Consider the following 25,643-nt stretch of genomic DNA (forward strand, 5'->3'; position numbering starts at 1 on the left):
CGGTCTGCCGCCCCTTTCCGCCACCCAACAACACGGAGGCCCGCATCGCTGCGGGCCTCGGGGATGGACGAAGACGACGGCCGGGCTCAGCCGATCCGCTCCAGGCCGCCCATGTACGGGCGCAGCGCCTCGGGAACCGTGATCGAGCCGTCGGCGTTCTGGTAGTTCTCCATGACCGCGATCATCGCCCGGCCCACGGCCACGCCGGAGCCGTTGAGCGTGTGCACCAGCTCCGGCTTGCCGGTGGCGGGGTTGCGCCAGCGCGCCTGCATGCGCCGAGCCTGGAAGTCGCCGCAGTTGGAGCACGAGGAAATCTCGCGGTAGGTCTGCTGCGACGGCAACCAGACTTCCAGGTCGTAGGTCTTCACCGCCGAGAAGCCCATGTCGCCGGTGCACAGCAGCACCTTGCGGTACGGCAGGCCCAGCTTTTCCAGCACGGTTTCGGCGCAGCGGGTCATGCGCTGGTGCTCGGCATCGCTTTCTTCCGGGCGGCAGATCGAGACCAGTTCGACCTTCTCGAACTGGTGCTGGCGGATCATGCCGCGCACGTCGCGGCCACCGCTGCCGGCCTCGGAACGGAAACACAGCGAGTGCGCGGTCATGCGCAGCGGCAGGCGCTCGGCCTCGACGATCTCGTCGCGCACGATGTTGGTCAGCGAGATCTCCGACGTCGAGATCAGATAACGCTTCTGCTCACCCAGCTGGGTGATGAACATGTCTTCCTCGAACTTGGGCAGCTGACCGGTGCCGTACAGGCTGTCGGCATTGACGATCACCGGTACGTTGGTTTCCTGGTACTCGTGCGCGCCGCTGTGCAGGTCGAGCATGAACTGGGCCAGCGCACGGTGCAGGCGTGCGAGCGGACCGCGCAGCACGGTGAAGCGCGAACCGGACAGCTTGGCCGCGGTCTCGCCGTCGAGCCACTTGTTGCGGGCGCCCAGTTCGACGTGGTCGAGCACCGCGAAGTCGAACGTGCGCGGCGTGCCCCAGCGCGACTGCTCGACGTTGTCTTTCTCGTCGGCACCGGCCGGCACGTCATCGGCCGGAAGGTTCGGGATGCCCATCGAGATCGCCTCGATCCGCGCGCGCAGTTCGTCCAGCTGGACTTCCGATGCCTTCAGCTCATCGGCGAAGGCGGCCACCTCGGCCATGATCGCCGACACGTCCTCGCCCCTGGCCTTGGCCTGGCCGATCGCCTTGGAGCGGCTGTTGCGCAGGTTCTGCAGTTCCTGGGTGCGCACCTGGATGCGCTTGCGGTCGGCCTCCAGGGACTCGATCGCGGCCACGTCGAGTTCGAAGCCGCGCGTGTCGCGCAGGCGTTGCGCCAGTTCGGCGGGCTGCTGTCGGAGAAGGGCGGGATCGAGCATGGGGCGGCACTGTAAACGGATACGGAACGCGATTATCGCCCGAACCGCGCCACTCTGCCGCGCGCCAGCATGTTCCTGTGCCAGAATCCGGGCGTTCCTTCCGGCCACGCCCCTGCCCGCGCCGCCCATGCCCGCCTCCCGTTCCGACCAGACCATCACCTTCCAGTTGCCCCGCAACGCCCTGAAGATCGCCGGCATCGCCTTCTGTGGCGGGCTGCTGCTGTTCGTGGTGGTGTGGTTGAACGCACGCAGGCACAACGATTTCTACCGGGCCGACCCGGCACAGCCGCAGGTCCAGGCAAGCCAGGCCATGCCGCTGCCCGAGCCGTTGCCGGCCGCAACCGGCGCCAGCGACATGCCCGATGCACGCCCGGAAGCGGTTGCCGACGAAGCGCCGCAGGTGCTGGAGACCGCACCCGCAGCGCCGCAGCCGTTGCCCGAAGCACCGGTGGCCGCGGCCCCGGCCAATCCAGCCGCGCCGCCAGCCGCCGCCGCGCCGAGCGACCGGCCGGTACCGTTGCCGGGCCAGAGCCCGCCACCGTCCTATCCACCGGCCGCACTGCGGCGCGGCGAAAGCGGCACCGTCGTGGTGCGCGTCGACGTCGACGCCAGCGGCATACCGCTGGACGCCCGCATCATCCAGCGCAGCGGCTCGCGCGACCTCGACCGCGCGGCACTGGAAGCCGTGCGCGGCTGGCGCTTCCAGCCGGCGCAGAGCAACGGCCAGCCGATGGCCGGCAGCCTGGAAATCCCGATCGACTTCCAGCCCGCACAGTAAGCTGAACCGTACATACGCCGCACGCTGAACTGCGGCGGACCCGGCGGCGCTGCATTGACGTCCTGCTTACACCTGCGCCATGCGCATCGGGCCAGACTCCAGGCGTCACTGGACGCATAAGGAGCCGACGATGAGTGCCACCCATGCCCATGAACTGGATGCCGCCGCACAGAGCGGACAATCGCGCAACCATGCCGTCTCGCCCGTGTTGTGGATGGGACTGCTGCTGGCGATCCTGCTCGGCGTGTTCACCCTGATCCGGCGCCATGACGCGCCGGCACCGGCGCTGCCGGCCAGCGCCCCGGCCACGCCCACCGCGGTTTCGCCCGCGACGCAGGTGGCAACACCGCAAACGGCGCCCGCCCCGCTCCAGCGCAAGCCGGCCGTGGTGCGCGACCGCCAGGCGCGGCCGCTGGCGGGCAACCCCGCCCCGGCCTATCCGCCGGCCGCGCTCCGCGCCGGGATCGAGGGCAGCGTCGTGGCCAGCCTGCAAGTCGACGCGCAGGGCAAGGTCACCGACGCCAGCATCGTGTCGCATGACGGCCAGCGCAGCCGCGACCTTGATCGCGCCGTGTTGGACACCCTGCGTGACTGGCGCTTCGAGCCGGCACTGCGCGACGGCCGCGCGGTGGCGACCGTGGTCCGGGTGCCGGTGGATTTCCGCACCGGCCGCTGACCGCAGGCCGCTGCAACGACGACGGGCCGGCCGCATGCCACGGCCGGCCCGTCATGCAATCTTCCGTGCTCAGCCGGCCGTCAACGCGAAGCCGGCCCCGCGCGCCAGCCGGTCGTAGCCCGGGAACGAGGTGGCGACGTTGGCGACATCGTTGATCCGCACCTGCCCGCTGCTCAGCTGGCCGGCGATGGAGAAAGCCATGGCGATGCGATGGTCGCCATGGCTCTCGATGGTGCCGCCGCCCAGCGCGCCGGGGTGGATGGTGGCGCCGTCGTCGGTCTCGTCGATGCGCAGGCCCAGCGTGCGCAGGCCGGTGGCCATCGCCGCCAGGCGGTCCGATTCCTTCACCCGCAGCTCGGCCGCACCACGCACCACGGTCGGGCCGTCGGCCGCGGCCGCGGCGATGAACAGCGCGGGGAACTCGTCGATCATGTCCGGCACCAGTTCCTCGGGAATCCGGGCTCCCCTGAGCGGTGCGTGGCGCACGACCAGGTCGGCCACCGGCTCGCCCCCGTGTTCGGCGGGGTTCTCCTCCACGATGTCCGCGCCCATCAGCCGCAACGCCGCCAGCAGGCCGGTGCGGCGCGGATTCAGGCCCACCGAGCGCAGCCGCACCCGCGAACCGGGAATGACACTGGCGGCAACGATGAAGAACGCGGCCGAGGAGAAATCCGCCGGCACCGCGATATCGGTGGCGCGCAGCCGCTGGCCACCGCGCAGGCGTGCCCTGCCGGGTTCGAACTCGATCTCCACGCCGAAGGCGCGCAGCATGCGCTCGGTGTAGTCGCGGGTCGGATGCGGTTCGACCACCGAGGTCTCGCCACGGGCGTACAGGCCGGCCAGCAGCACCGCCGACTTCACCTGCGCGCTGGCCACCGGCAACGCATAGTCGATGCCGTGCAGCGGCTGGCCGCCATCGATGCGCAGCGGCGGCGTGCCGTCGTCGCGGGTGTCGATGCGGGCCCCCATCTGCGCCAGCGGGCCGGTGACGCGACGCATCGGCCGCCGCGACAGCGACGCGTCGCCGACCAGCACGCTGTCGAACGGCTGCGCGGCCAGCAACCCGGCCAGCAGGCGCATGCCGGTACCGGCATTGCCGCAGTCCAGTTCGCCGTCGGGTGCCTTCAGGCCATCGACACCGACACCGTGGACGATGCGCGTGGACGGCGACGGGGTTTCGAAACGCACGCCCATGCGGGCGAAGATCGCGGCGGTGGCGCGGGTGTCCTCGCCCTCGAGGAAGCCGTCGATGCGCGACACGCCGTCCGCCAGCGCGGCGAACATCACCGCCCGGTGCGAAACCGACTTGTCGCCGGGGATGTCGAGCGCGCCCTGCAGGGGCTGGCCTTTGCTTGCGATCCAGTGGGGCTGGGAGGTCATGCGGGTCTCTCTGGTTGTTCGATTGCCATGCAGGGCGGATCAGGCCCGTGCCCGTCCGCCGCGCCATGCGCCGGCGCGATGCCGTGTGCGCGGTGGCGGACCGGAAGAGGTTCGCCGACCGCCGCCGCACGCCGGGAAGAAAGCGGCTTCAGATCAGGGCACGGCGACCGGGTAGGAACCGAGCACCTTGATCTGTGCCGAATGGGCCTCGAGCTCGGCCAGCGCCGCCTGCATCGAGGCGTCCTCGATATGCCCGGCCAGGTCGATGAAGAACGCGTACTCCCACTTGGCCTGGTGCGAAGGGCGCGACTCGATGCGGTTCATGCTGATGCCGTGCCGCGCGAACGGGCTGAGCACGTCGAACAGGGCGCCGGGCTTGTCGTGGATGAACACCAGCACCGAGGTGCGGTCGTGGCCCGAGGAGGGAAAGAACTGGCGGCCGATCACCAGGAAGCGCGTGGTGTTGTCCGCGTCGTTCTGGATCGGCTTGGTCACCACTTTCTTAAGCCCGTACACGTGGCCGGCGCTCTCGCCGCCGATGGCCGCCGCGTCGTCGGCGTTGCGCGCCCGGCGCGCGCCTTCGGCGTTGCTCGACACCGGCACCTTCTCGGCCTTGGGCAGGTTGGCGCGCAGCCATGCCGAGGTCTGCATGAACGACTGCGGGTGCGCGTAGACCCGCTCGATGTCCTCCAGCCGGCCGTTGCGCGACATCAGGAACTGCTGCACGCGCAGCTCCACTTCGCCGCAGATCTTGAGCGAGGAGGTCAGGAACATGTCCAGGGTGATCTGGATCGTGCCCTGCCCCGAGTTCTCCACCGGCACCACGCCGAAGTCGGCGTTGCCCGCTTCCACTTCCTGGAACACTTCCTCGATGCTGGCCAGCGGCAGGCCCAGTGCCGAGCGTCCGAAATGCTTGAGCACGGCCTGCTGGCTGAAGGTGCCTTCGGGGCCGAGGTAGCCGATCTTCAGCGGTTCCTGCTGCGCCAGGCAGGCCGACATGATCTCGCGGAACACGTGCACCAGCAGTTCGTCCGACAGCGGTCCTTCGTTGCGGTCGACCACCATGCGCAGCACCTGCGCCTCGCGCTCGGGGCGGTAGTAATCGACGGCGGCGGCGAGCTTGCCCTTGGCCTTGCCGACCTGGTGGGCGAAGCGCGCGCGCTCGGCGATCAGCGACTGGATGCTGCGGTCGATCTGGTCGATCTTGGCGCGCACGTCGGCCAGCGCCGGCGGAGCGGCCGCCGCGTCGGCGGCCCTGGCCGGCGGCTTGTCTACGGTGGACTTCTTCGGCTTTGCGGCCACGTTGCCTTCCTCGATGACGTCTGCTTTCCGCTGCCCGCAGGCGGCGGCATGTGTTTCAACCGTTGCGCTGCTGGAAGTCGTGCATGAACGACACCAGCGCCTGCGCGCCCTGCAGCGGCATGGCGTTATACAGCGAGGCGCGGATGCCGCCGACCGCCTTGTGGCCCTTGAGCGCCAACAGGCCGGCAGCCTTGGCGTCGGCGACGAAGCGCGCGTCCAGCTCGGCGCTGGGCAGGAAGAACGGGATGTTCATGCGCGAACGCACCGCCGGTGCGACCTGGTTGCGGTAGAACCCGCCCGAACCGTCGATGGCGGCGTAGACCAGCGCTGCCTTGGCGGCGTTGCGGCGGGCGAACTCGGCGGTGCCGCCCTGCGCCAGCATCCACTTCACGGTCAGGCCGAGCAGATACCAGTTCCACGTCGGCGGGGTATTGAGCATGGAGTCGCGCGCGGCGTGCAGGCGGTAATCGAAGATGTCCGCGCGCGGCTGGCCGGCGCGTTCGAGCAGGTCGCGGCGGATGATGACCACGGTGATGCCGACCGGGCCGAGATTCTTCTGCGCGCCGGCGTAGATGACGCCATAGCGGGTGACATCGACCGGCTCGGACGCGATCGACGAACTGAAATCTGCCACCAGCGGCACCGTGCCCACGTCCGGCGCATCGCGGAACTCGACGCCATGGATGGTCTCGTTGGCGGTGATGTGCACGTAGGCCGCATCGGCCGACAGCCGCCACTGCGCGGGTGCCGGAATGTCACGGAAACCACCGGCCTCGCTGTCGGCGGCGATGTTCACGTCCACGTAGGGCCGCGCCTGCCGGGCCGCGGTCTTGCCCCAGTGGCCGCTGACCACGTAGTCCACGCGCTGTCCGGGCGCGGCCAGGTTCAACGGCAGCAGCGCCTGCTGGGTGGTCGCGCCGCCGCTCAGGAACAGCACCGCGTAGTCGTCGGGGATGCCGACCAGGGTGCGCAGGTCGGCTTCGGCCTGCGCCGCCACCTGCATGAACTCGGCGCTGCGGTGGCTGATCTCGACGATGGACGCGCCTACGCCGTTCCATTCCAACATTTCCGCCTGCGCCTGGCGCAGGACCGATTCCGGCAGGGTCGCTGGGCCGGCACTGAAATTGAACGCGCGCGTCATGTCACACCTGTCCGAGGGGAACCCCAAGTATGCCGCAGCGCAACAGGCTTTGGGGGCGCGGAAAAGGTTGCATCTGCAGCCAATTTTCCCGGGGTTCGATAGCCGCCGGCCAGGCGGCCGCGCACGGAAACGGTGCCCGGCTTCAGCGGGCGCCGAACAGCAGCAGCGCGCTGATCGCGCCGCCCAGCAGCAGCGCGCTGAGCAGCAGCCAGGGCCAGCGCCGCGCACGCGGCGGCGTATCGTCTTCCGCGCGCGCGTCGGGCGCCATGCCGGGCGCGTCGGCCACCGCGGCGAACATGGCCGCGCGGGCGTCCAGCGGGACTTCCAGAACGAAGCGCTGGTTGCCCTCGAAGACCACCTGGTCGCCCCCCTGCAGCCAGCAGTGCCGGACCACGATGCCGTTGACCCGGCACCCGTCAGGCGAGCCCAGGTCGCGCAGCAGCACGCGGTCGCCATGACGCTCGAACCGGGCATGCTGCTCGGGAAAGGCCGGGTCGTCGATCACCACGTCCACCGTGCGCTCGCGGCCGATGGTGCGGGGCCGGTCGAGCGGGTAGCAGCGGCCGTGGTGTTGGCCGCCGACGCCGCGCAGCAGCACGCGCAGGTCGTCGCTGTGCTCGCCGCTCGCCGCCGGCGGCTGCGCGACCGGTTCGGACTCGCCACGCAACAGCATCTCCACGCCATCGGCGTAGACCGAGTCGCCGGCGCGCAGCAGCGCCATGCGCCGCACCGGGCGGCCGTTGACGTGGATGCCGCGGCTGCCGCTGGCCACCTGCAGCCAGACCCCGCGCTCGTCGGTGCAGAACCGGGCCAGCAGCAGCGGGCCGACGCTGTCGTCGCCCAGGCGGACCTGCCCGCTGGCATCGCGGACGATGCGCTGCACCCCCGGCGCTAGGCGCTGATCCGGTTGCTGGCGATTGCTGAAATGGACTTGCAGGGTGCGCACCGGCGGCAGCCTAGCAGGTTGGCCGAGCGTGCATAAGGTAGGCGCGGGACTTGGACTGCGCCGCGCCGGTACGCACAATGCCGCACCCGCATTCCACGCCCACCGCCAGGAGCCCTGCATGTCCACCATCGATATCCACCACGCCCACCCGCTGACCGACGAGCGCGCCCGCGAGGCCATCGGCGAGGTCGCGCGGAAGCTGCAGGAGCGCTTCGAAGTGAGCACGCGCTGGGAGGGAGCCAACCTGCACTTCACCCGTTCCGGGGTCGACGGGGTGATCGAGCTGTTGCCCGGTGCGGTGCGGGTGAAGGCCGAACTTGGCTTCCTGCTGTCGGCCATGAAGGGCATGGTGGAAGCGGAGATCCGGCGGGTACTGTCCGAAAAGCTCGGCTGAACGGCTGCGCACGGCGCCGACTTCCATCACGCGACGCAGGCATCCCTGTCGCTACGGTAGGGATGACTGACCCAACGGAGGAACGTCCCCCATGAGTACCCATGAACACGGCAATGCAGGCCGCGCCGCGGGCGCGGGCGGTTCCGAGCACACTACGCGCGCCGGCCGCACGCTGAGCGGATCGGCGCAGCAGGTCTGGCTGGCCGGGCTTGGCGCGCTGTCGCGGGCCCAGGCCGAGGGCAGCCGGTTGTTCGAATCGCTGGTCCGCGAAGGCGAATCGATGGAGGCCCGCAGCCGCGAGGAATCGCCACGCGGCGAAAGCCTGCGCGATTCGGTCGAGACCACCCTGGGCAACGCCCGCGACCGTGCGGCCGGCACCTGGGACCGGGTCGAGAAATCCTTCGAGGACCGGGTGCAGCGGGTGCTGCGGCGCATGGACATTCCCAGCCGCTCGGACATAGAGGCGCTCAATGCGCGCCTGGACGCGCTCAATGCGCGCCTGAACCGCGCCGAAGCGCAGGCCAGCGCCAGGCCCGCCCCCGACGAATCCTGATGTTGCAAAGCAACATCAACTGAGCAAGAATCCACTCACCCGCCAGCAGTACCGCGCCGTTTGTCTCCCTCCCCTCACGGCACCGGATGGCGGGTTTTTTGTGCCTGTCACCCGAGGTAACCGCGCCCCACCCCCGCCAACCGCCGCGGCAGGCCCGGCGCCGGGGCGCGCGGAGCGCCTGGCCCGGACCCGGAGCGACTCAGCGCACGATCAGGTCGATCAGCCACTGCGCCTGCCGGTACGGCGGCTTCAGCAGGTCGCCGCCGCTGCGCCGCGCCTGCCACAGGATCGGCAGCTGCTTGCTCATCGCATCGAAACCGGCGCGGCCGTGGTAGGCCCCCATCCCGCTGGGGCCGATGCCGCCGAACGGCAGGTCGTTGATGGCGAAATGGAACAGCGTGTCATTGACGCAGACGCCACCGGCCAGGGTAGCGCGCAGGATCCGCTCCACCTGCGCGCGGTCGTGGCTGAACGGGTACAGCGCCAGCGGCCGGTCGTGCGCGTTGACGTAGTCGATGGCCTCGTCCAGCGAGCGCACGCTGCGGATCGGGAACACCGGGCCGAAGATCTCCTCCTGCATCACCGTGGCGTCGTCGCCCGGTTCCAGCACCAGCGTCGGCGGGAACAGCCGCTGCGCCGGATCGGCCTGGCCCAGCTCGATCACCTCCAGGCCGCGGGCGCGGGCGTCGTCCACATACCCCTGCAGGCGCGCGTACTGGCCGGCGTTGATGATGCGGCTGTAGTCCTCGTTGCCGGCCAGCACCTGGCCGTAGCGCGCGCGCACCTGGGTGCGCAGTGCCTGCACCAGCGCGTCGCGGCGTGCGGCCCCCACCAGCACGTAGTCCGGGGCGATGCAGGTCTGCCCGCCGTTGAACCACTTGCCGGTGGCCAGCCGCGCCGCGGCCAGTTCCAGCGGATAGTCGTCGCAGACGATCGCCGGCGACTTGCCGCCCAGTTCCAGCGTCAGCGGGGTCAGGTTCGGCGCGGCCGCGGCCATCACCTTGCGCCCGACCGCGGTGGAGCCGGTGAATACCAGGTGGTCGAACGGCAGCGCTGCAAACGCGGCGGCAACCTCGGCACCGCCTTCGGCGAGGGCCACGCGCCCGTCCGGAAACACCTCGGCCAGCAGTTCGCGCAGGAAGGCACTGGTGCGCGGCGTGTGCTCGGATGGCTTCAGGTAGACGTGGTTGCCGGCGGCGATGGCCGTGGCCAGCGGGATCAGCGCCAGGTTGACCGGGTAGTTCCAGGGCGAGATGACGCCGACCACGCCGACCGGCTCGGCGCGGATCTCCGCGCGTGCCGGCAGGAAGCGCCAGCCCACGCCGACCCGGCGCGGCTTCATCCAGCGGCGCAGGTGCCGGCGCAGGTGGTCGATCTCGTTGAGCACGGCCATGCCGTCGGCGATGCGCGATTCGTGCAGTGAACGGTGGCCGAAATCGGCGGCAATGGCCTGCGCCATCGCCTCGAGCCGCCGTTTCAGGGCCTGGCGCAGGCGCAGCAGGTCGGCGCTGCGCTGCGCGCGGTCCGGCTTGTGCGCCTGCCAGGCGGCACGCAGGCGATCCAGCGTCGGGCGCAGTTCGGAAATGGGCGTGGTGATGGTGGTGGTGTCCATGGGTCGAGTCTAGTGGCTGCACCGCGGTGCGCGCGACGCGATGCCTGCGGCGGGCCGGAAGCAGGGACTGCCCGGGCCAGCGGGGTACCGGCAGTGCACCGGGGCCCCGCTGGCCGGGCGATCAGAACCGGTACATCAGCTCCATGCCATAGAACCGCGGCTCGCTGACCCCGGCAGCGGTGGTGCCGACCACCGTGGTGCCATAGGTGTAGAGCCCGTTCACGTAGCGGTTGTCGAAGACATTGTTGGCGTAGGCAGCCACGCTCCAGTGCGTGGACGGCGAGCGCCAGCGCAGGTACAGGTCGGTGCGGTTGCGTTCCTCGCCGATGGTGAAGGCGGCGTAGCGCCCGCAGTTGCCCTGGCTCAGGGAACCGGCGTTGCAGCGCGCACTGCCGCCATAGGAATGGCGTGCCGAGAACATCAGCTCGCCATGCGCGCCCAGCGGCACGGTGTAGGCGGCCCCGGCGGCGAAGGACAGGCTCGGCTCGCCGGTCGGCTGCCCCCCCAGGTCGATCCCTTCCGGGGTGACGTAGTTCTTGTAGGTAGAGTCGATCCATTCGACGGCGACATCGATGCTCAGATGATCGCTGGCCTGCCAGCGCGCGCTGAAATCGACACCGTGCGCGGCCAGGTCGCTGGTGCTGACCACATAGCGCGGGATGTCGGACGTCGTGTCCAGCCGGATCGCCTGGCGGTTGTCGTAGACATAGTGGAACACCGACGCCTCGTACTGGATGCGCAGGTCGCGCAGGTCGCGCTTGATGCCGGCCTCGAAGTTCCAGACGCTTTCGTTGGCGAAGCTGGCGCCCGGCGAGAACGCGTTGTAGCCGCCGGCCTTGTAGCCCTTGGCCACCGAGGCGAACAGCATGGTGTCGGCGGACGGGTGGTAGTCGATCACCAGGCGCGGGCTCCAGTCGCTCCACGCGTGGCTGGCGCGGTTGGTCACGCCCTTGTTGGCCATCGAGACCGGGTCGCTGAAGGCCAGGTCGAAGCCGGCCAGGAACGCGGCATCGATCGGAATCAGGCCGTCGCCGTCGGTGTCCATGGCGCACAGGCCCAGCGCCTGGCACGGCACCGGCTGCGGCAGCACGCCGTACTGCTCCAGCGCCTGCAGCGCCTGGTTCAGGGCATCGGCGCGGTGGTGGTCGTTGAACCAGGTGAACGCCTTGCGGTCGCGCGTATAGCGCAGGCCGAAAGTCAGGTTGAGCGTGTCGGTGGCGTGCCAGATGACATCGCCGAACAGCGCGTAGGCGGTGGAATCGACGGTGTTGTCGTACGCCTCGCGCCATGGGTGGCCGAACAGCTGCACCGGGAGGCCGTAGAAGTCGGCCGCATCCTGCAGCATGCCGAACAGCGGCATCCCGTACAGGCCGGCCGCCGCCGTATTGATGCTGTCGCTGGTCAGGTCGACCACGCTGGATTGGCGCGCCTTTTCCTGGAACCAGCTGGCACCGGCAACCCAGTCCAGCCGCCCGGTGTTGCCGCTGAATTTGAACTCCTGGTACCAGGTGGTGTTGTCCTCGATGTTGATGGTATCCAGGTACAGCTCGCGGCGGTGGGTGCCGTCTTCCTCGGCGCGGTTGTAGGTATCGAAGCTGCGCCAGGCGCTGGTCGACACCAGGTGGCCCCATTCGAACGCGTGGTCGAGGATCAGGGTCGCGCCATCGAACGTGCGCGTCTCGTTGTTGTCCGCCACGTCGGTATGGGCGGCGTGGCCGATCGGGTCCTGGTAGTGCGCCGGATCGGCGGGTACCGGCGGCAGCCCCGGCGCCGGCGGCAACGCGACGATGCCGATGGCCGGGCGCGAGCGCTGGTCAAGGTCCTCGTGGTCCCAGCTCAGCAGCATCTGCGTGTTGTCGTCGATGTCCCAGCGCAACGCCGCGCGCGTGGCCCAGTTGCGGCCGTCGTCGAGCGGCCTGCCGGTGGCCGTGTCCCTGACCCAGCCGTCGGTCTGGCTGTTCATCGCATTGAAGCGGAAGGCCGTGGTCTCGCCCGCCGGCAGGTTGAGCATGCCGTCGAAGTACTGCTTGCCATGGTTGCCCACGCGCACCCGCGCGCGGCCGCCGAACTGGTCGTCGGGCCGCCGGGTCACGATGGACACCGCACCGGCGGCGGTGTTGCGCCCGAACAGGGTGCCCTGCGGGCCCTTCAGCACCTCGATGCGCTCGACGTCCAGGAACGGCAGCACGGTGCCGCCGCCGCGGCCGGCGTAGACGCCATCGACATAGACGCCGACGGTCGGGTCGGTACCGATGCCGAAGTCACCGGTACTCAGGCCGCGCAGCTTGAAGCTGGCCTGGGTGGGCTGGTCGTCGCTGATCGACAGGCCCGGGACGAAACTGTCCAGGTCGCCCAGGTTCTCGGCCATGGTCTGTTCGATGACGCTCTGGCCGACCACCTGCAGGGCGATGGGGACATCCTTGAGCTCCTGCTCGCGGCTCTGCGCGGTCACCACGATCCGGTCCAGCTCGATCGCCTCCGGTGGTGCTGGCGGCGGATGCTGCACCTGCGCCTGCACGGCCAGTGCCGGCGTGGCCAGCAGCGAGGTCAGCAGCGCCCTGCGGACGCCGCGCGACAATCGGTTGTATGTCATCGCGTTCCCCTTTCCCATGTGAGTCCCCCTTGCCAGCATCGGCGCGCGGCGATACCCGGGCCGCACCCTTCCCGTCGTACGTGTGGTTCCGGCGCTAGGCGCCGCAGTCCTGCGCGGGCATCGCCGCGATCCACTGCCGTATCAGCTCCACACCCTCTTCGTGGACCAGGCCGCGCCCCAGCTCCGGCATCATCACGCCGGGGTCCACGCTCTGCATGCGGTAGGTCAGGATCGAATCGTCCGGCGCGCCGGGCACGATGTCCCAGGCGCGGTTGCCGGTCCCCTGCCCCGCGGCGATCGGCAGCTTGCAGCGCCCCAGCCGCAGCGGATCGCGGGTGCCGGCATCCAGCCACATGCCGGAGGTGCGTGCCGCGCCGCTCGGGCTGTGGCAATGCCCGCAGTTGATGTCCAGGTACGAACGCGCGCGCGCCTCCAGCGGCGCGGCGCGGTCGTTCCAGGCTACGTTCCGCGGCAGTTCGCCGGCAGGCAGGTCGCCCAGGTAGCCCACTTCCTGCCAGTGCCGCAGCTGGTTGGCCTTGCCGCCGGCATAGGCGAAGTCATGGTTGAGATGCCGTGCCCTGGGGCCGATCGGGAAGATCTGCCGGGAGGTGAGGTCGGTGCCGTGGCAGCCGGCGCACTGGTTCTCGTCGGGCACCATGTATTCCAGCGGCTGGCGCCTGCCGTCCGCGCCGGCCAGGGTCAGCGGCACCAGTTCGCCGGTGCGCATCAGCCGTGCCTCGGTCTGCCCGGCGTTCCACACGTAGGGCAGCGCGATCCAGCCCGAGGCACGACGCACCAGCAGCCGCGTCTCCACCAGCCGCACCTTGCCCAGCGTCAGCCCACCGTCCGCGTCCGCGCCGGTGTCGTCGCTGCGCAGCACCGTGTCGCCTTCGCCACGCGGGTAATAGAAGGTCTTGCTGATGATGGTGCCGACCGGGAAATCGATCGCCCCGTCCTGCCGGTAGCGCGCGGGCATGCCGGCCGGCATCCACACGGTGCGCAGCTTGTGCGCGTAGTCGGTGAACAGCGCGCTGTCCAGGTCGTACGGCAGTACCTGCGCATTGAGCCGCAGGCGGCCGTCGGCCACGTACAGCACGTTCCAGTCGGACAGGCGTTCGGGCTGGCCCTCGGCAAAGAAGTGCACGGGCGCCGGGGCACGCGTGCAGGCGCCCAGGGCGAGCAGTCCGGCCAGTCCCAGCAGGATCCGATGCAGCGACATGCGCCCCACCTCAACCGCGCTTCAGGTCGACCGCCGGCAGCGACGGCAACGTGCAGTCGTAGCGCGTGGCGTCCTTGCTCGGGTTCTTGTAGCCGCCTGGGCCGTCGGCATTGAGCACGCCGGAGACGTCGCGCAGGCAGATCTGCGGGCCTTCGGCGCGCCGCGGATTGACGTAGCCGTCGAACAGAACGTCCGGGAAGCTCCCGCTCAGGCCGTACATCGCCACCTTCAGGGCCTTGAAGTCCATGCGGTCGGGCGAATCGCCGCCACCGGACAGGCGGTTGCCATGCACGTGGATGCGTTCCGGGTACGGATCGAACCCGTCGGAGGCCTTGTCGTCTTTGTAGCCGGTGGAATACACGCTGGAAACGATGATGTTGGCGGTGCGGTTGCCGCCGATGTCGTTGTCGAAGATCTCGATGTTGTCGTTGGAGTTGATCACCACGCCGCTGCCGGCCGGCACGCTGGCCACCGGGGTGCCCTTGGCGCCGAAATTGTCGTGGTTGTTCTCCAGCACCTTGTTCCGGAATACCCGGATCGCATCGCCCTGCTGGGTCAGCGCCGGCATGTTGAACACCAGGATGCCGCCGGTGTTGCCGGTGGCCAGGTTGTCGTGGACGTCGGCGTTGATGGTGTTCTCGATCTCGATGCCGGCCACGTTGCGCTCGGCACGGTTGTTGCGGACGATGACGTCGCGCGACTGGCCCACGTAGATGCCCGAATCCGAGGCGCCGATGGCCACCGAGTCCTCGATCAGCACGTTCCTGCACAGCACCGGGTACAGGCCATAGCCGCCGTTGCTGGTCTTCGGCCCGCCGGTCCACTCCACGCGCACGCCGCGGACGGTGACGTTCTCGCACTGGCTGATCTTGAAGCCGTCGCCCTTGCTGTCCTCGATCGCCAGGTTCTCCAGGGTGAAACCGTTGGCGTTCACCAGCAGGCCCTCGGCGCCGGCCTTCTGGCCCTTGAAGCTGAGGATCGACTTGTCCATGCCCTTGCCGCGCAGGGTGACGTTGTCCACGCGCAGGCTGAGGCTGCGGTCGAACCGGAAGGTCCCCTCCGGCACCTCGATCACGTCACCGGGCCTGGCATCGAGCAGCTTCTCCTGCAGCACCTTGGCGAAGCCGGCGTCAGCGGGCGCCGGAACCGGAGCCTCGGGCGCCTTATTGCACCCGGAGAGGACGAGCGCAACGGCGCCGATCGTGCCGACAAGAATGCTGCATTGCATGAATTCTCTCCCGTACGTGCTCGCCAAGTCTGCGCCGCAGTCTGGTGCGCCCGGGCACATTGCGCGAAGGGCATAAGCGGCATACAAAGGGGGGCAAAACGGACAATCGGAAGGACCTCGGATGCGTTTGAACACCGCAATCGGCGACGACCTGTCCTCCGCCGACCGACCGACCAACATCCTCTGCGGGCTGATGCAGTTCGCCGCCGAGAGGGGAACCGACTGCAACGCCTGGTTCGCCGGAACCCGCCTGCAGCCCGAGGAAATCAGCAACCCCGACACCCGCATCTCCTACCGGCAGGCGAGCACGGTGATCCGTCGTGCGCTGGCCGCGCTGGCGGTCGAGGACCTGGGCCTGGTGCTGGGCGGCCGCCAGAACCTGGGCAACTTCGGCCTGCTCGGGCTGGCGATGAAGACCGCGCCCGACTTCGGCGAGGCGGTACGCGTCGGCCTGGCCTACCAGCGCAACAGCGGCGCGCTGATGGACATCACCCTGGCCGAACAGGGCGACGGTTGCGTGGCGGCGGTCGCCAGCGCCCCGGAGGAGGCCCGCGACCTGCAGCCATTCCTGTGCGAGGAACTGTTTTCCAGCGTGCTGCAGCTGGTGCGCGAACTGGTCGGCCCCGGGTTCTGCCCGCAGCGCCTGGAGCTTGGATACAAGGCGCCGCACCATGCGCAGCGCTACCGCGACGTGTTCGGCTGCGAGGTGCGCTTCGACCAGCCGCGGCATGCGCTGGTGATCGACCGGCGCTGGCTGGAACTGCCATTCACCAGCTACAACCCGGTGACGTCGAACCAGGTGATGACCCTGTGCCGCATGCAGATGGACGCCCGCCCGGCATGCGGCGAGACCACCGCCGCGCTGGAGAGCCACCTGCGCACCCGCCTGCGCGAGAACCCGCAGATGGCCGAGATGGCCGCGGCGCTGCACCTGAGCGAACGCACCCTGCGCAGGCAACTGGCCGAGGAAGGCACCTCGTTCAGCGCGATCCACGACCGCGTGCGCACCAAGCGGGCGATGGAACTGCTGCGCGACCCGAGCCTGTCCATCGTCGCCATCGGCGGCCGGCTCGGCTTCAACGACGCCCGCGAGTTCCGCCGCGCCTTCAAGCGCTGGACCGGACGCGCGCCGAGCCAGGCACGACGCTCCGGCGATTGAACGCGCGCCGGGAGGCGCATGCGGCGCACCATGACGGATGCCGGGCGCAGAACGGACAACGCCGCGCATCACTGCGCGGCGTCGGTCCTGCACCCATGGCCCGGCACCCGGCGCCGGGCGCGACCGCTCAGCCGCGCAGCTGGGCCAGCGCCTCGCGCGTCATCGGGTCGGCGATCTCCACCGCCTCGCCCTGCAGCGCCGGCAGCAGCTGGTTGGCCAGCTGCTTGCCCAGTTCGACGCCGAACTGGTCGAAGGCGTTGATGCCCCACACCAGCGACTGCACGTAGACCGCGTGCTCGTACATGGCGACCAGCGCGCCCAGCGCATGCGGGGTGAGCGCATCGAGCAGGATCAGCGTGCTCGGGCGCCCGCCCGGGTACTGGCGGTGCGGGTCGTCGCTGTCCTGGCCGTTGGCCAGGGCCTCGGTCTGCGCCAGCAGGTTGGCCAGCAGCGCCTGGTGGTTGACGGTGTACGGGTCGTCGCCGCGCACGCAGCCGATGAAATCGGCCGGCACGATGCTGGTGCCCTGGTGCAGCGCCTGGAAGAAGCTGTGCTGCACGTCGGTACCCGCCCCGCCCCACCACACCGGCACGGTGTCGGTCTCGACCGGGCTGCCGTCGAGCCTGACCCGCTTGCCCAGGCTTTCCATCACCAGCTGCTGCAGGTAGGCCGGCAGCAGCGCCAGGCGCTGGTCGTAGGTCATCACCGCGTGGGTGGCGCAGCCCAGTACGTTGCGGTTCCAGATGTCGGTCAGCGCATGCAGCACCGGCAGGTTGCGCTCCAGCGGCGCGCTGGCCGCATGCGCGTCCATTTCCGCCGCACCGGCCAGCAACTGGCCGAAGCGCTCGAAGCCGATCGCCAGTGCGATCGGGAAACCCACCGCCGACCACAGCGAATAGCGGCCGCCGACCCAGTCCCACATCGGCAGCACCCGCGCGGCATCGATGTCGAAGGCACGGGCGGCGCGCTCTGGATTGGCGCTGACCGCGTAGAGGCGCTCGCTGCCGCCCAGCCAATCGCGCAGGATCGCGCCGTTGAGCAGGGTTTCCTGGGTGCCGAAGGTCTTGGAGATCAGGATGCCGGCGGTGGTCGCCGGGTCCAGCGCGGCCAGCGTGCGCTGCATCGCCGCGCCGTCGACGTTGGAGACGAAATGCACGCGGAAGCGCGCGCCGCTGGCCGGGCGCAGCGCATCGGCCACCAGCCGCGGGCCCAGGTCGGAACCGCCGATGCCGACGCTGACGACATCGGTGACGTTGCTGGCCTCAAGCGCCTGCACCAGGGCGCCCATGCGCGCCTGCACGGCAGCGGCTTCGGCATGCGCGGCCACCGCTGCCGGGGCTTCGCTGGCCGTACCGCGCAACGCGCTGTGCAGTACCGCGCGGTCCTCGGTGAGGTTGATCCGCTCGCCGCCGAACAGGCGCGCGAAGCCGCCGGCGACATCGCGCGCGGCAGCCAGCTCCAGCAGTGCCCGCAGGGCGGCGCGGTCGTATTTCTGCCGCGCGAAGTTCACGTACAACGGACCGACCTTGAATGCCAGGGCTTTCACCCGGTCCGGCTCGGCAGCCAACAGCGAAGGAATACCCGTGCCCTGCAGACGCTGGGCGTGGGCGTGCAATGCGGTCAATCCGTTGTGCGTGGTCATGCGGCCTGTGTGGGGATGGAGTGGTTGGTGTGGGTGATGCGGTTGTTGCCGTCGACGTAGACCAGCCTGGGCTGGAAGCTGTCGGCCTCGGCCTCGCTCATGCTGGCGAAGGCGGCGATGATGATGATGTCGCCCACCTGCACGTGGCGCGCGGCGCCGCCGTTGAGCGAAATCACCCCGCTGCCGGCTTCGGCGCGGATGGCGTAGGTGGAGAAACGCGCGCCGTTGGTCACGTCCCAGATGTGCACCTGTTCGAACTCGCGGATGCCGGTGGCTTCCAGCAGGTCGCCGTCGATCGCGATGGAGCCTTCGTAGTTCAGCTCCGAATGGGTGACGGTGGCGCGGTGGATCTTGGTCTTGAGCAGGGAAAGTTGCATGGCGATGCCGGGAAACTGCGAAAGAAAGCACGCAGTCTAGCACCGGCCGGGGCCCTTGCCCGCACTGCAACATGAGCGGCCGCGCCCGGCCGCACGGGCAGAAAAATGGCGCCACGAGGGCGCCATTGCAGGACATCGGGCCGCATCGGCCGGGACAATGGGAGTCCCGGCCGGGGCCGGGTCAGAACTCGATGTTGTCGATCAGGCGGGTATTGCCCAGCCGGGCGGCGACCAGCGCCACGCGTGCGCCGCCCGCGCCCTCGCCCGGCTCGCCCAGGTCCGGCAGGCGCACCACCGCGTAGTCGACCTGGAAACCAGCCGCCTGCAGCCGTGCCGCACCCTCGGCCTCGACCTGCGCCCGCGGGGTGCCGGCCAGGCTGGCATCGCGCATGCCGAGCAGCACGCGCCGGATCACCGCGGCCTGCGGGCGGGTATCGGCGGTGAGGTACTGGTTGCGCGAGCTCATCGCCAGGCCGTCGTCCTCGCGCACGATGTCGCCGCCCACGATCTCGATCGGGAACGCCAGGTCGGCCACCATCTGCCGGATCACCGCCAGTTGCTGGTAGTCCTTGCGGCCGAACGCGGCCATGTCCGGCTGCACCTGGTTGAACAGGCGCGAGACAACGGTGCACACGCCGTCGAAATGGCCCGGGCGGTGGGCGCCTTCGAGCAGCGCACTGACCCCCGGCACGTGCACCTTGGCCGCCAGCTCCACGCCAAACGGGTACATCGATTCGACCGTGGGCAGCCACAGCACGTCGCAGCCGGCCTGCTCAAGCCCGCTGGTGTCCGCCTCGGGGGTGCGCGGGTAGCGGGTGAAGTCCTCGTTCGGGCCGAACTGGGTCGGGTTGACGAACACGCTGGACACCACGCGGTCGGCATGCCGGCGCGCCAGCGTGACCAGCGAATAGTGGCCGGCGTGCAGGTTGCCCATGGTCGGCACGAAGCCCACCCGCAGCCCTTCGCGCTTCCAGCCGCCGACGATGGCGCGCAGCCGGGAAAGTTCGGTGACGGTTTCGATCATGATGCGTACGCATGCTCCGCGTCGGGGAAGGTACCGGCGCGGACCGCGTCGGCGTAGGCGCGGACCGCACCGGCCACCGAACCGCCTTCGGCAAGGAAATCCTTGACGAACTTGGGTCGGCGGTGGCCGCTGTCCAGGCCGAGGAAATCGTGCATCACCAGCACCTGGCCGTCGCAGCCGGGGCCGGCGCCGATGCCGATGGTGGGGATCGCCACGTCGGCGGTGACCTGCGCGGCCAGCGGCGACGGCACGCATTCGAGCACCAGCAGCGTGGCGCCTGCGGCGGCCACGGCGCGGGCGTCGGCGCGCAGCCGCTCGGCGGCTTCGCCGCGGCCCTGCACCTTGAAGCCGCCCAGGGTCAGCACCGACTGCGGGGTCAGGCCCAGATGCGAACACACCGGGATCTCGCGCTCGACCAGGTAACGGATCACGTCCAGCTTGAAGCCGGCGCCCTCGATCTTGACCATCTCCGCGCCGGCGCGCAGCAGCTGCAGCGAGGCCTCGAACGCACGCTCGGGGGTGGCGTCGGCGCCGAACGGCAGGTCGGCCACCAGCAGCGCGCGCTGCAGCACCCGCGCGACCGCGGTGGTGTGGTAGGCGATGTCGGCGACGGTGACCGGCAGGGTCGAGTCGTGCCCCTGCACCACCATGCCCAGCGAATCGCCGACCAGGATCAGGTCGACCCCGTTGGCGTCGAAGGCGCGGGCGAAACCGGCGTCGTAGGCGGTCAACATCACCAGCTTCTGGCCGTTGCGCTTGGCCTCGGCCAGCGCCGGGACGGTCCAGGGCTTGCTGTCTGCGTGGGTGCTCATGTGGGGATAACGATCGGTGATGAGCCGCGCATTATCCCCCTATCGGCGTGATACCGCAGGTTTCGATGGCGGCCAGCGCGCCACGCACCGTTCCATGGCCGGGAATCACCACCTCCGGCGCCACCTCGGCCAGCGGCAGCAGGGCGAATGCGCGCGCGTGCAGGTGGGGGTGCGGCACCTTGAGCTGTGGCAGGTCGATCACCTGCTCCCCGTACAGCAGCAGGTCCAGGTCGAGCGTGCGCGGCCCCCAGCGCTCGCCGGCCATGCGCACACGGCCGAACGCCTGCTCGGTCGCCAGCAGGCGCTCCAGCAGCACCGGCGCCGCCAGCGTGGTCTCCAGCGCCACCGCGGCATTGATGAAGTCCGGCTGGTCCGGGTTGCCCCAGGCCGGGGTGCGGTACAGCCGCGAGGCGGCGAGTAGCCGGCACTGCGGCAGCACCGCCAGCGCCTGCACCGCCGCGCGCACCGTCGCCGGCGCGTCGCCGAGGTTGGCGCCCAGCCCGACGCACGCCATGACCATGTGGCCTACTCGCCCGCGGCGGCGCTGCTGCGGCGGCGACGGCGGCGACGGCGCGGCGCCGTCCCCTCTTCGGCAACGCCCTCGGCATGCAGCGAGTCCAGCGCCGACTCCAGTTCGCGCCCGGACTGCTGCTGCGCCTCGCGCCAGAACGCGATGTCGGCGGCATGTTCGCTGGACGCGGCCTGGCGCAGCACCAGGAAATCGAACGCGGCGCGGAAGCGCGGATGGGTCAGGGTGCGGAACACGCGCTTGCGCTGGCGCGTGGCGAAGCGCGACTGCAGCAGCCAGATCTCCTGCATCGGCAGCGAGAACCGGCGCGGCAGCGCGATGGTGGTCAGCTGGTGCAGGGTGACCCGGTCGGCGGCGCGGCGCTGTGCCTCTTCCGGCGCCAGCCCCTGCCGCTGCAGTGCGATCAGGGTGCGGCAGAACGCCGGCCACAGCAGCAGCGCGAACAGGAAGGCCGGCGACACCGGCTCGTCGTTGGCCACACGCTCGTCGGTGCTGCGCAGCCCCTCGACCACGAAGCGGCGCAAGGCGCCACTGCGGTTGCTCTTCAGCGCGGCCGCGCTCTCCGGGAACAGGGCCGGCAGCAGGCCATGGCGCTCCAGTCCCTCGAAGCTGGCCACGCCGTGCCCGGACAGGAACAGCTTGAGTACCTCCTCGAACAGGCGCGCCGGGGCGGCCTCTTCCAGCAGCCCGGCCAGGCGCGGGATCGGCGCGGCGGTGGCCGGCTCGATCCCGAACTGGAGCTTGGCCGCCAGGCGTACCGCGCGCAGCATGCGCACCGGGTCCTCGCGGTAGCGCTGCTCGGGGTCGCCGATCAGCTTCATGCGCCGCGCCAGCACGTCCTCGAAGCCGCCGACGTAGTCGCGCACCGAGAAATCCTCGATGGCGTAATACAGGGCGTTGCAGGTGAAGTCGCGGCGCAGCGCATCGTCCTCGATGCTGCCATAGACGTTGTCACGCACCAGCATGCCGTTCTCGACCTCGCGGTCGCCGCTGCCGTCGTCGCTGTTGGCGCGGAAGGTGGCGACCTCGATGATCTCGCGGCCGAACACCACGTGCGCCAGGCGGAAGCGGCGGCCGATCAGCCGGCAGTTGCGGAACAGCTGCTTGATCTGCTCCGGCGTGGCGTCGGTGGCCACGTCGAAATCCTTGGGCCGCCCCCCCACCAGCAGGTCGCGGACGGCGCCGCCGACCAGGTAGGCACCGAACCCGGCCTCGCGCAGGCGGTAGAGCACACGCAGCGCGTTGGGACTGACGTCCTTGCGCGAGATGGTGTGCTGGTCGCGCGGGATGACGCGCAGGGTGAACGGCGTTGTAACTGTGGAATTGATGTTGGCGATTCCGGTTGGGGTTGCAGGGTTGCCTGACGGCAAACAGGTGCATATACTAGCGCGCTCGCCGGACGCGACCAAACGCTCCCTTCGTCTAGTGGTTAGGACGTGGCCCTCTCAAGGCTAAAACAGGGGTTCGAGTCCCCTAGGGAGCGCCAACTCCGTCCGCGAAATCAAGAAGCCCCGCCTGTGCGGGGTTTTTTGTTGCCCGCGCCACGGCCGGCCGCAAGGACGACCGCCACCGGCTTCGGCCGCGACGCCGCGCCATCGCCCTGCCGTGCCGGCGCCACCGCGGCCCGCCCCATGCGCGCCGGCAGGCATCGCGAATGAAAATGGTCCCGCCCAGCGCGTGCATCCTGCTCTAGAATTACCGGGTTCAACGCCGGACCCCGTCATGCCCTTTGTCGTCACCGAAAACTGCATCAAGTGCAAACACACCGATTGCGTCGAAGTCTGCCCCGTGGACTGCTTCCATGAAGGCCCCAACTTCCTGGTGATCGACCCGGACGAGTGCATCGACTGCACCCTGTGCGAGCCGGAATGCCCGGTCAGCGCCATCTATCCGGAAGACGACGTGCCCGGGGGCCAGGAAGGCTTTGTCGCGCTGAATGCCGAACTGGCCAAGGTCTGGCCGGTGTTGACGGTGCGCAAGGATCCGCCGGCCGATGCCGCCGAATGGGATGGCAAGCCGGACAAGCTCAAGCTGCTGGAACGCTGAGCCGGCAACAGGCCACGCGGGAAAGGGCGCCATCGGCGCCCTTTTCGTTTCCCGCGCCCGGTCGCCGGTGATGCCCGGCCCGGGAAGCACCACTGCCCATGGCGGCACGCCGCCATGGGTCGCGGCGGCGGCGCTTACGGCGCCAGCTTGGCCTTCAGCGCGCCGAGCAGCTTGACCGCCGCCGGGTCGGTGGCCGGCAGGCCACGCGGATCGACCGCCGACACGTAGGTGCCGGCATCGACGCCAACCACGCGCACCAGGAAGTTGCTGCCTTCATAGGCCACGTCGTACGAGCCCAGCAGCTGCGCGCGGCTGGCGATGGTCACCCCGTCGACCGTGGCCAGCGCGTCGCCGACCTTGCCGAACACCTCGTCGCGGCTGCCGCTGACGGTGAAGCCGCCCTGCGCCGGCTGGGCCGCGGCGGGCTGGGCCGGACGCGCGGCGGATGCCAGCGCCGGCACCTGCGATGCACCGGCGGTGTTGGGCAGGGTCAGGTCCGGCGGCACTTCGAGCGGACGCATTTCCGGCGCCAGCGCGTAGTCGCCGCGCGCGCCACGCTTGAAGCAGCCGGTCGCGGTGACGGTGGTGGCGATGGCCAGCAGGGCCAACGAAAGTGCGCGGACAGCGGAACGGGAATGACGCATGGTGGATCTCCAGGTTCTGGCCACTGCAGGTTCAGTGGCTGGATAGTTCTTCAAGTGCGCCCACGTCGGCCGCCAGGTGGTCGGCGGCGGCGTGGTGCGGAGCGGAAAGGGGCAACAGCGGCAGGCGCAGTCCATGGCCGATGCCCAGGCGCTGCAGCAATGCCTTGACCGGGATCGGGTTGGACTCGAGGGTGAAGAAATCGTGGTAGGGCTGCAAGCGTGCGTCCCAGGCTTCGGCGGCGGCATGGTTGCCGGCGCGCGCCAGGTCGCACAGGGTACGGAAGGCGCCCGGCAGGACGTTGGAGCCGACCGAAACCAGCCCGTCGGCACCGGCCAGGAGCGTACGCGCGGCGCTGGCGTCGTCGCCACCGAGGATGGCAAAGCCATCGCCGCGCAGCGCCAGCAGCGCCTTCATGCGGGTCATGTCGCTGACCGCCTCCTTGATGCCGACGATCCGCGGGTGCGCCGCCAGTTGCGCCACGGTGTCGGGCAACAGGTCGCAGCCGGTGCGGCCGGGCACGTTGTACAGCACCACCGGCAGCCCGCCCTGCTCGGCCACGGCCAGGTAATGCTGGCGCAGGCCTTCCTGGGTCGGGCGTACATAGGGCGGAGTCACCACCAGCGCATGGGTGGCGCCGTTGCGCGCGGCGCGGCGGGTCGCCTCGATGGTCCGGGCGGTACCGGAATGGCCGGTCCCGGCCAGCACCGGCATGCGGCCACCGAGGGCCTCCACGGCGGTGCGCAGCAGGGTGTCGTATTCGGCCTCGGACAGGGTTGCCGCCTCGCCGGTGGACCCGGCCACCACGACGCCCTGCGCACCGCCGGCCACCTGCCGCGCCAGCAGGCGCCGCCAACCCTCGCCATCGAGCGCGCCGTCGGCAAGGAAAGGCGTCGCCAGGGCGGTGATGAGGCCGGAAATGGACAAGGGAAACGCCGTTCTTCGAGGGGGCTGGGAATCCCGCCTGGCGGCGGGTTCGTGACCGGGGGCATGTTACTTGCCGGTCGAAAGCACGGGCAAGTATGCTGGGTGCCAGCGAACGTGCCCGCGCCGGCGCCGTTCAGACTCACAGAGCATCCCGGAACCACCTTGACCAACAGCACCCCGCGGCCGCAGCCGACCGAAAACCACCTCCTGATCAACGCCTACACGACGCATCCGGAGTCCCCCCTGCTGTCCGTCACCCGCCGCATCGCCGACAGCGGCTGCAACCTGGTCGATGCACGGCTGTCCACGGTGGGGCGCGATGTCTCGGTCACCACGCTGGCCACCGGTTCGTGGGACGCGGTGGCCAAGCTCGAGGCGATGCTGACCCGGCTGGAGCGCGAGGAAGGCCTGAAGCTGGTGTGGTACCGCACCGCCGCCAAGCAGGCCCAGTCCAACCTGCTGCCCTACATCGTGGAAGTGATCGCCGCGGACAAGCCCGGCATCCTGTTCCAGCTGGCCGACTTCTTCGACCGCCAGGGCATCACCATCGAGAACCTGCAGAGCACCCGCTACCAGGCCATGCAGACCGGCGCGGAGATGTTCTCGGCGCAGATCACCATCGGCGTGCCGGCCAACATGCACATCGCCGCCCTGCGCGACGATTTCCTCGAGTTCTGCGACCACCTCAACCTGGACGCCATCATGGACCCGATGAAGTTCTGAACATTCGCGCGTCCGTCACGGGCGGGCGGCGTTTCATGTAGCTGCAATGGAAGTACCCCAGGCTCCGGAAAGGATCTGATGAACATCGGCGATACCCTGGACCGCACCACCCTCGAGCTGCCGCTGGCCTTGTCCGGCGGCGCCACCACCACCCTCGCCGCGCAGGCCGGCCACTGGCTGGTGCTCTACTTCTACCCGAAGGACAGCACCCCCGGCTGCACCACCGAAGGCATCGACTTCAACGCCCTGCTGCCGCAGTTCAAGCGGGCCGGCGCCGTGGTGTTCGGGGTCTCGCGCGACTCGGTCAGGTCGCACGACAACTTCTGCGCCAAGCAGGGCTTCGGGTTCCCGCTGGTCAGCGATGCCGACGAGGCGTTGTGCACGGCCTTCGACGTGATCCGCATGAAGAACATGTACGGCAAGCAGGTGCGCGGCATCGAGCGCAGCACCTTCCTGGTCTCGCCCGACGGCACCCTGGTGCAGGCCTGGCGCAAGGTCAAGGTCGCCGGCCATGCCCAGGCCGTGCTCGACGCCCTGAAGGCCGCCCGGTCCAAGTGAGTCCCATCGCCCACC

At 69.9% G+C, this 25,643-nt stretch carries 25 protein-coding genes and 1 tRNA gene; 9 read left to right on the top strand and 17 right to left on the bottom strand.

Features of this window, described 5'->3' with window-relative positions; all coding sequences use genetic code 11:
• Positions 1–86: 86 nt before the first annotated feature.
• Entirely contained in the window at positions 87–1,367 is a 1,281-nt protein-coding gene (gene serS / locus ABB33_RS07765; RefSeq protein ID WP_056931753.1) for a serine--tRNA ligase, read from the bottom strand.
• Positions 1,368–1,494: 127 nt separating this feature from the next.
• Here serS and ABB33_RS07770 point away from each other — a divergent pair, with 127 nt between their 5' ends.
• On the top strand, positions 1,495–2,145 hold the full coding sequence (locus ABB33_RS07770) for an energy transducer TonB (protein ID WP_056931754.1): 651 nt from the start codon (positions 1,495–1,497) through the stop codon (positions 2,143–2,145).
• A gap of 130 nt (positions 2,146–2,275) precedes the next feature.
• Positions 2,276–2,821 carry an energy transducer TonB gene (locus ABB33_RS07775; protein ID WP_056931755.1) on the top strand — a complete coding sequence of 182 codons (546 nt, stop codon included), beginning with the start codon at positions 2,276–2,278 and terminating at the stop codon, positions 2,819–2,821.
• Positions 2,822–2,890: 69 nt separating this feature from the next.
• Here the strand turns inward: ABB33_RS07775 and aroA are convergent, their stop codons facing one another.
• The 4 genes from aroA to ABB33_RS07795 all read right to left on the bottom strand — a co-directional run bounded on the left by aroA (position 2,891) and on the right by ABB33_RS07795 (position 7,590).
• Complete coding sequence (aroA, locus tag ABB33_RS07780; protein WP_056931756.1) at positions 2,891–4,201, bottom strand: 3-phosphoshikimate 1-carboxyvinyltransferase; 1,311 nt, start codon at positions 4,199–4,201, stop codon at positions 2,891–2,893.
• Positions 4,202–4,354: 153 nt separating this feature from the next.
• Complete coding sequence (pheA, locus tag ABB33_RS07785) at positions 4,355–5,503, bottom strand: prephenate dehydratase (protein ID WP_054666395.1); 1,149 nt, start codon at positions 5,501–5,503, stop codon at positions 4,355–4,357.
• Positions 5,504–5,558: 55 nt separating this feature from the next.
• Positions 5,559–6,644 (bottom strand): 3-phosphoserine/phosphohydroxythreonine transaminase, encoded by a 1,086-nt coding sequence (gene serC / locus ABB33_RS07790; RefSeq protein WP_056931757.1) that lies wholly within the window; start codon positions 6,642–6,644, stop codon positions 5,559–5,561.
• Positions 6,645–6,786: 142 nt separating this feature from the next.
• Positions 6,787–7,590, bottom strand: a complete 804-nt coding sequence (locus ABB33_RS07795) for an FHA domain-containing protein (protein ID WP_056931758.1) — start codon at positions 7,588–7,590, stop codon at positions 6,787–6,789.
• Positions 7,591–7,708: 118 nt separating this feature from the next.
• Between ABB33_RS07795 and ABB33_RS07800 the strand changes: the two genes are divergently transcribed.
• Both ABB33_RS07800 and ABB33_RS07805 read left to right on the top strand, forming a co-directional pair.
• A complete protein-coding gene (locus tag ABB33_RS07800; RefSeq protein WP_054666401.1) occupies positions 7,709–7,984 on the top strand; it encodes a polyhydroxyalkanoic acid system family protein in 276 nt (91 codons plus the stop codon).
• Between the two features lie 91 nt (positions 7,985–8,075).
• Positions 8,076–8,537, top strand: a complete 462-nt coding sequence (locus tag ABB33_RS07805) for a phasin family protein (RefSeq protein WP_054666404.1) — start codon at positions 8,076–8,078, stop codon at positions 8,535–8,537.
• A 199-nt stretch (positions 8,538–8,736) separates the two neighbouring features.
• Here ABB33_RS07805 and ABB33_RS07810 read toward each other — a convergent pair whose 3' ends face one another.
• The 4 genes from ABB33_RS07810 to ABB33_RS07825 all read right to left on the bottom strand — a co-directional run bounded on the left by ABB33_RS07810 (position 8,737) and on the right by ABB33_RS07825 (position 15,189).
• Positions 8,737–10,149 (bottom strand): coniferyl aldehyde dehydrogenase, encoded by a 1,413-nt coding sequence (locus ABB33_RS07810; RefSeq protein WP_056931759.1) that lies wholly within the window; start codon positions 10,147–10,149, stop codon positions 8,737–8,739.
• 121 nt (positions 10,150–10,270) lie between these two features.
• Entirely contained in the window at positions 10,271–12,742 is a 2,472-nt protein-coding gene (locus ABB33_RS07815; protein ID WP_152985011.1) for a TonB-dependent receptor, read from the bottom strand.
• Positions 12,743–12,836: 94 nt separating this feature from the next.
• Positions 12,837–13,961 carry an SO2930 family diheme c-type cytochrome gene (locus tag ABB33_RS07820; RefSeq protein WP_056931784.1) on the bottom strand — a complete coding sequence of 375 codons (1,125 nt, stop codon included), beginning with the start codon at positions 13,959–13,961 and terminating at the stop codon, positions 12,837–12,839.
• A 10-nt stretch (positions 13,962–13,971) separates the two neighbouring features.
• Complete coding sequence (locus tag ABB33_RS07825) at positions 13,972–15,189, bottom strand: parallel beta-helix domain-containing protein (protein WP_054666410.1); 1,218 nt, start codon at positions 15,187–15,189, stop codon at positions 13,972–13,974.
• A gap of 121 nt (positions 15,190–15,310) precedes the next feature.
• Between ABB33_RS07825 and ABB33_RS07830 the strand changes: the two genes are divergently transcribed.
• Positions 15,311–16,348: an AraC family transcriptional regulator gene (locus ABB33_RS07830; protein WP_054666413.1), complete on the top strand. Its 1,038-nt coding sequence runs from the start codon at positions 15,311–15,313 to the stop codon at positions 16,346–16,348.
• A gap of 127 nt (positions 16,349–16,475) precedes the next feature.
• Here the strand turns inward: ABB33_RS07830 and pgi are convergent, their stop codons facing one another.
• The 6 genes from pgi to pcnB all read right to left on the bottom strand — a co-directional run bounded on the left by pgi (position 16,476) and on the right by pcnB (position 22,102).
• Positions 16,476–17,990, bottom strand: a complete 1,515-nt coding sequence (pgi, locus tag ABB33_RS07835; RefSeq protein ID WP_056931762.1) for a glucose-6-phosphate isomerase — start codon at positions 17,988–17,990, stop codon at positions 16,476–16,478.
• Positions 17,987–18,367: an aspartate 1-decarboxylase gene (panD, locus tag ABB33_RS07840; RefSeq protein ID WP_054666417.1), complete on the bottom strand. Its 381-nt coding sequence runs from the start codon at positions 18,365–18,367 to the stop codon at positions 17,987–17,989. Before panD ends, pgi begins: the two co-directional genes overlap by 4 nt.
• Before the next feature lie 181 nt (positions 18,368–18,548).
• Positions 18,549–19,391: a pantoate--beta-alanine ligase gene (gene panC / locus ABB33_RS07845; RefSeq protein ID WP_054666420.1), complete on the bottom strand. Its 843-nt coding sequence runs from the start codon at positions 19,389–19,391 to the stop codon at positions 18,549–18,551.
• Positions 19,388–20,203, bottom strand: a complete 816-nt coding sequence (gene panB / locus ABB33_RS07850; RefSeq protein ID WP_056931763.1) for a 3-methyl-2-oxobutanoate hydroxymethyltransferase — start codon at positions 20,201–20,203, stop codon at positions 19,388–19,390. Before panB ends, panC begins: the two co-directional genes overlap by 4 nt.
• A 31-nt stretch (positions 20,204–20,234) precedes the next feature.
• Positions 20,235–20,723, bottom strand: a complete 489-nt coding sequence (folK, locus tag ABB33_RS07855) for a 2-amino-4-hydroxy-6-hydroxymethyldihydropteridine diphosphokinase (RefSeq protein ID WP_056931764.1) — start codon at positions 20,721–20,723, stop codon at positions 20,235–20,237.
• A gap of 5 nt (positions 20,724–20,728) precedes the next feature.
• Entirely contained in the window at positions 20,729–22,102 is a 1,374-nt protein-coding gene (pcnB, locus tag ABB33_RS07860; RefSeq protein ID WP_054666426.1) for a polynucleotide adenylyltransferase PcnB, read from the bottom strand.
• A gap of 41 nt (positions 22,103–22,143) precedes the next feature.
• Between pcnB and ABB33_RS07865 the strand changes: the two genes are divergently transcribed.
• Together ABB33_RS07865 and fdxA are read left to right on the top strand one after the other, a co-directional pair.
• Positions 22,144–22,218 (top strand) — tRNA-Glu (locus ABB33_RS07865).
• A gap of 236 nt (positions 22,219–22,454) precedes the next feature.
• Positions 22,455–22,778, top strand: coding sequence for a ferredoxin FdxA (gene fdxA / locus ABB33_RS07870; protein ID WP_054666428.1), 324 nt, complete (start codon positions 22,455–22,457; stop codon positions 22,776–22,778).
• Positions 22,779–22,912: 134 nt separating this feature from the next.
• Here the strand turns inward: fdxA and ABB33_RS07875 are convergent, their stop codons facing one another.
• The gene (locus ABB33_RS07875; protein ID WP_056931765.1) at positions 22,913–23,422 is read right to left on the bottom strand and encodes a hypothetical protein; all 510 of its coding nucleotides are present in this window, start codon (positions 23,420–23,422) and stop codon (positions 22,913–22,915) included.
• Between the two features lie 31 nt (positions 23,423–23,453).
• The gene (gene dapA / locus ABB33_RS07880) at positions 23,454–24,347 is read right to left on the bottom strand and encodes a 4-hydroxy-tetrahydrodipicolinate synthase (protein ID WP_056931766.1); all 894 of its coding nucleotides are present in this window, start codon (positions 24,345–24,347) and stop codon (positions 23,454–23,456) included.
• Positions 24,348–24,410: 63 nt separating this feature from the next.
• Here dapA and ABB33_RS07885 point away from each other — a divergent pair, with 63 nt between their 5' ends.
• Positions 24,411–25,070 (top strand): glycine cleavage system transcriptional repressor, encoded by a 660-nt coding sequence (locus tag ABB33_RS07885; RefSeq protein ID WP_380610844.1) that lies wholly within the window; start codon positions 24,411–24,413, stop codon positions 25,068–25,070.
• Between the two features lie 78 nt (positions 25,071–25,148).
• Positions 25,149–25,628: a peroxiredoxin gene (locus tag ABB33_RS07890; RefSeq protein WP_054666435.1), complete on the top strand. Its 480-nt coding sequence runs from the start codon at positions 25,149–25,151 to the stop codon at positions 25,626–25,628.
• The last annotated feature ends 15 nt before the right edge of the window (positions 25,629–25,643 follow it).

Origin of the sequence: Stenotrophomonas acidaminiphila (genome assembly GCF_001431595.1) — a bacterium.
Lineage (GTDB): Bacteria > Pseudomonadota > Gammaproteobacteria > Xanthomonadales > Xanthomonadaceae > Stenotrophomonas > Stenotrophomonas acidaminiphila.

Excerpts from the sequence above, each read along its gene's own strand:
- serS (WP_056931753.1), bottom strand. The coding sequence starts at position 1,367 with ATGCTCGATCCCGCCCTTCTCCGACAGCAGCCCGCCGAACTGGCGCAA.
- ABB33_RS07770 (WP_056931754.1), top strand. The coding sequence starts at position 1,495 with ATGCCCGCCTCCCGTTCCGACCAGACCATCACCTTCCAGTTGCCCCGC.
- ABB33_RS07775 (WP_056931755.1), top strand. The coding sequence starts at position 2,276 with ATGAGTGCCACCCATGCCCATGAACTGGATGCCGCCGCACAGAGCGGA.
- aroA (WP_056931756.1), bottom strand. The coding sequence starts at position 4,201 with ATGACCTCCCAGCCCCACTGGATCGCAAGCAAAGGCCAGCCCCTGCAG.
- serC (WP_056931757.1), bottom strand. The coding sequence starts at position 6,644 with ATGACGCGCGCGTTCAATTTCAGTGCCGGCCCAGCGACCCTGCCGGAA.
- ABB33_RS07800 (WP_054666401.1), top strand. The coding sequence starts at position 7,709 with ATGTCCACCATCGATATCCACCACGCCCACCCGCTGACCGACGAGCGC.
- ABB33_RS07805 (WP_054666404.1), top strand. The coding sequence starts at position 8,076 with ATGAGTACCCATGAACACGGCAATGCAGGCCGCGCCGCGGGCGCGGGC.
- ABB33_RS07810 (WP_056931759.1), bottom strand. The coding sequence starts at position 10,149 with ATGGACACCACCACCATCACCACGCCCATTTCCGAACTGCGCCCGACG.
- ABB33_RS07815 (WP_152985011.1), bottom strand. The coding sequence starts at position 12,742 with ATGACATACAACCGATTGTCGCGCGGCGTCCGCAGGGCGCTGCTGACC.
- ABB33_RS07820 (WP_056931784.1), bottom strand. The coding sequence starts at position 13,961 with ATGTCGCTGCATCGGATCCTGCTGGGACTGGCCGGACTGCTCGCCCTG.
- ABB33_RS07825 (WP_054666410.1), bottom strand. The coding sequence starts at position 15,189 with ATGCAATGCAGCATTCTTGTCGGCACGATCGGCGCCGTTGCGCTCGTC.
- ABB33_RS07830 (WP_054666413.1), top strand. The coding sequence starts at position 15,311 with ATGCGTTTGAACACCGCAATCGGCGACGACCTGTCCTCCGCCGACCGA.
- pgi (WP_056931762.1), bottom strand. The coding sequence starts at position 17,990 with ATGACCACGCACAACGGATTGACCGCATTGCACGCCCACGCCCAGCGT.
- panD (WP_054666417.1), bottom strand. The coding sequence starts at position 18,367 with ATGCAACTTTCCCTGCTCAAGACCAAGATCCACCGCGCCACCGTCACC.
- panC (WP_054666420.1), bottom strand. The coding sequence starts at position 19,391 with ATGATCGAAACCGTCACCGAACTTTCCCGGCTGCGCGCCATCGTCGGC.
- panB (WP_056931763.1), bottom strand. The coding sequence starts at position 20,203 with ATGAGCACCCACGCAGACAGCAAGCCCTGGACCGTCCCGGCGCTGGCC.
- folK (WP_056931764.1), bottom strand. The coding sequence starts at position 20,723 with ATGGTCATGGCGTGCGTCGGGCTGGGCGCCAACCTCGGCGACGCGCCG.
- fdxA (WP_054666428.1), top strand. The coding sequence starts at position 22,455 with ATGCCCTTTGTCGTCACCGAAAACTGCATCAAGTGCAAACACACCGAT.
- ABB33_RS07875 (WP_056931765.1), bottom strand. The coding sequence starts at position 23,422 with ATGCGTCATTCCCGTTCCGCTGTCCGCGCACTTTCGTTGGCCCTGCTG.
- ABB33_RS07885 (WP_380610844.1), top strand. The coding sequence starts at position 24,411 with ATGTTACTTGCCGGTCGAAAGCACGGGCAAGTATGCTGGGTGCCAGCG.
- ABB33_RS07890 (WP_054666435.1), top strand. The coding sequence starts at position 25,149 with ATGAACATCGGCGATACCCTGGACCGCACCACCCTCGAGCTGCCGCTG.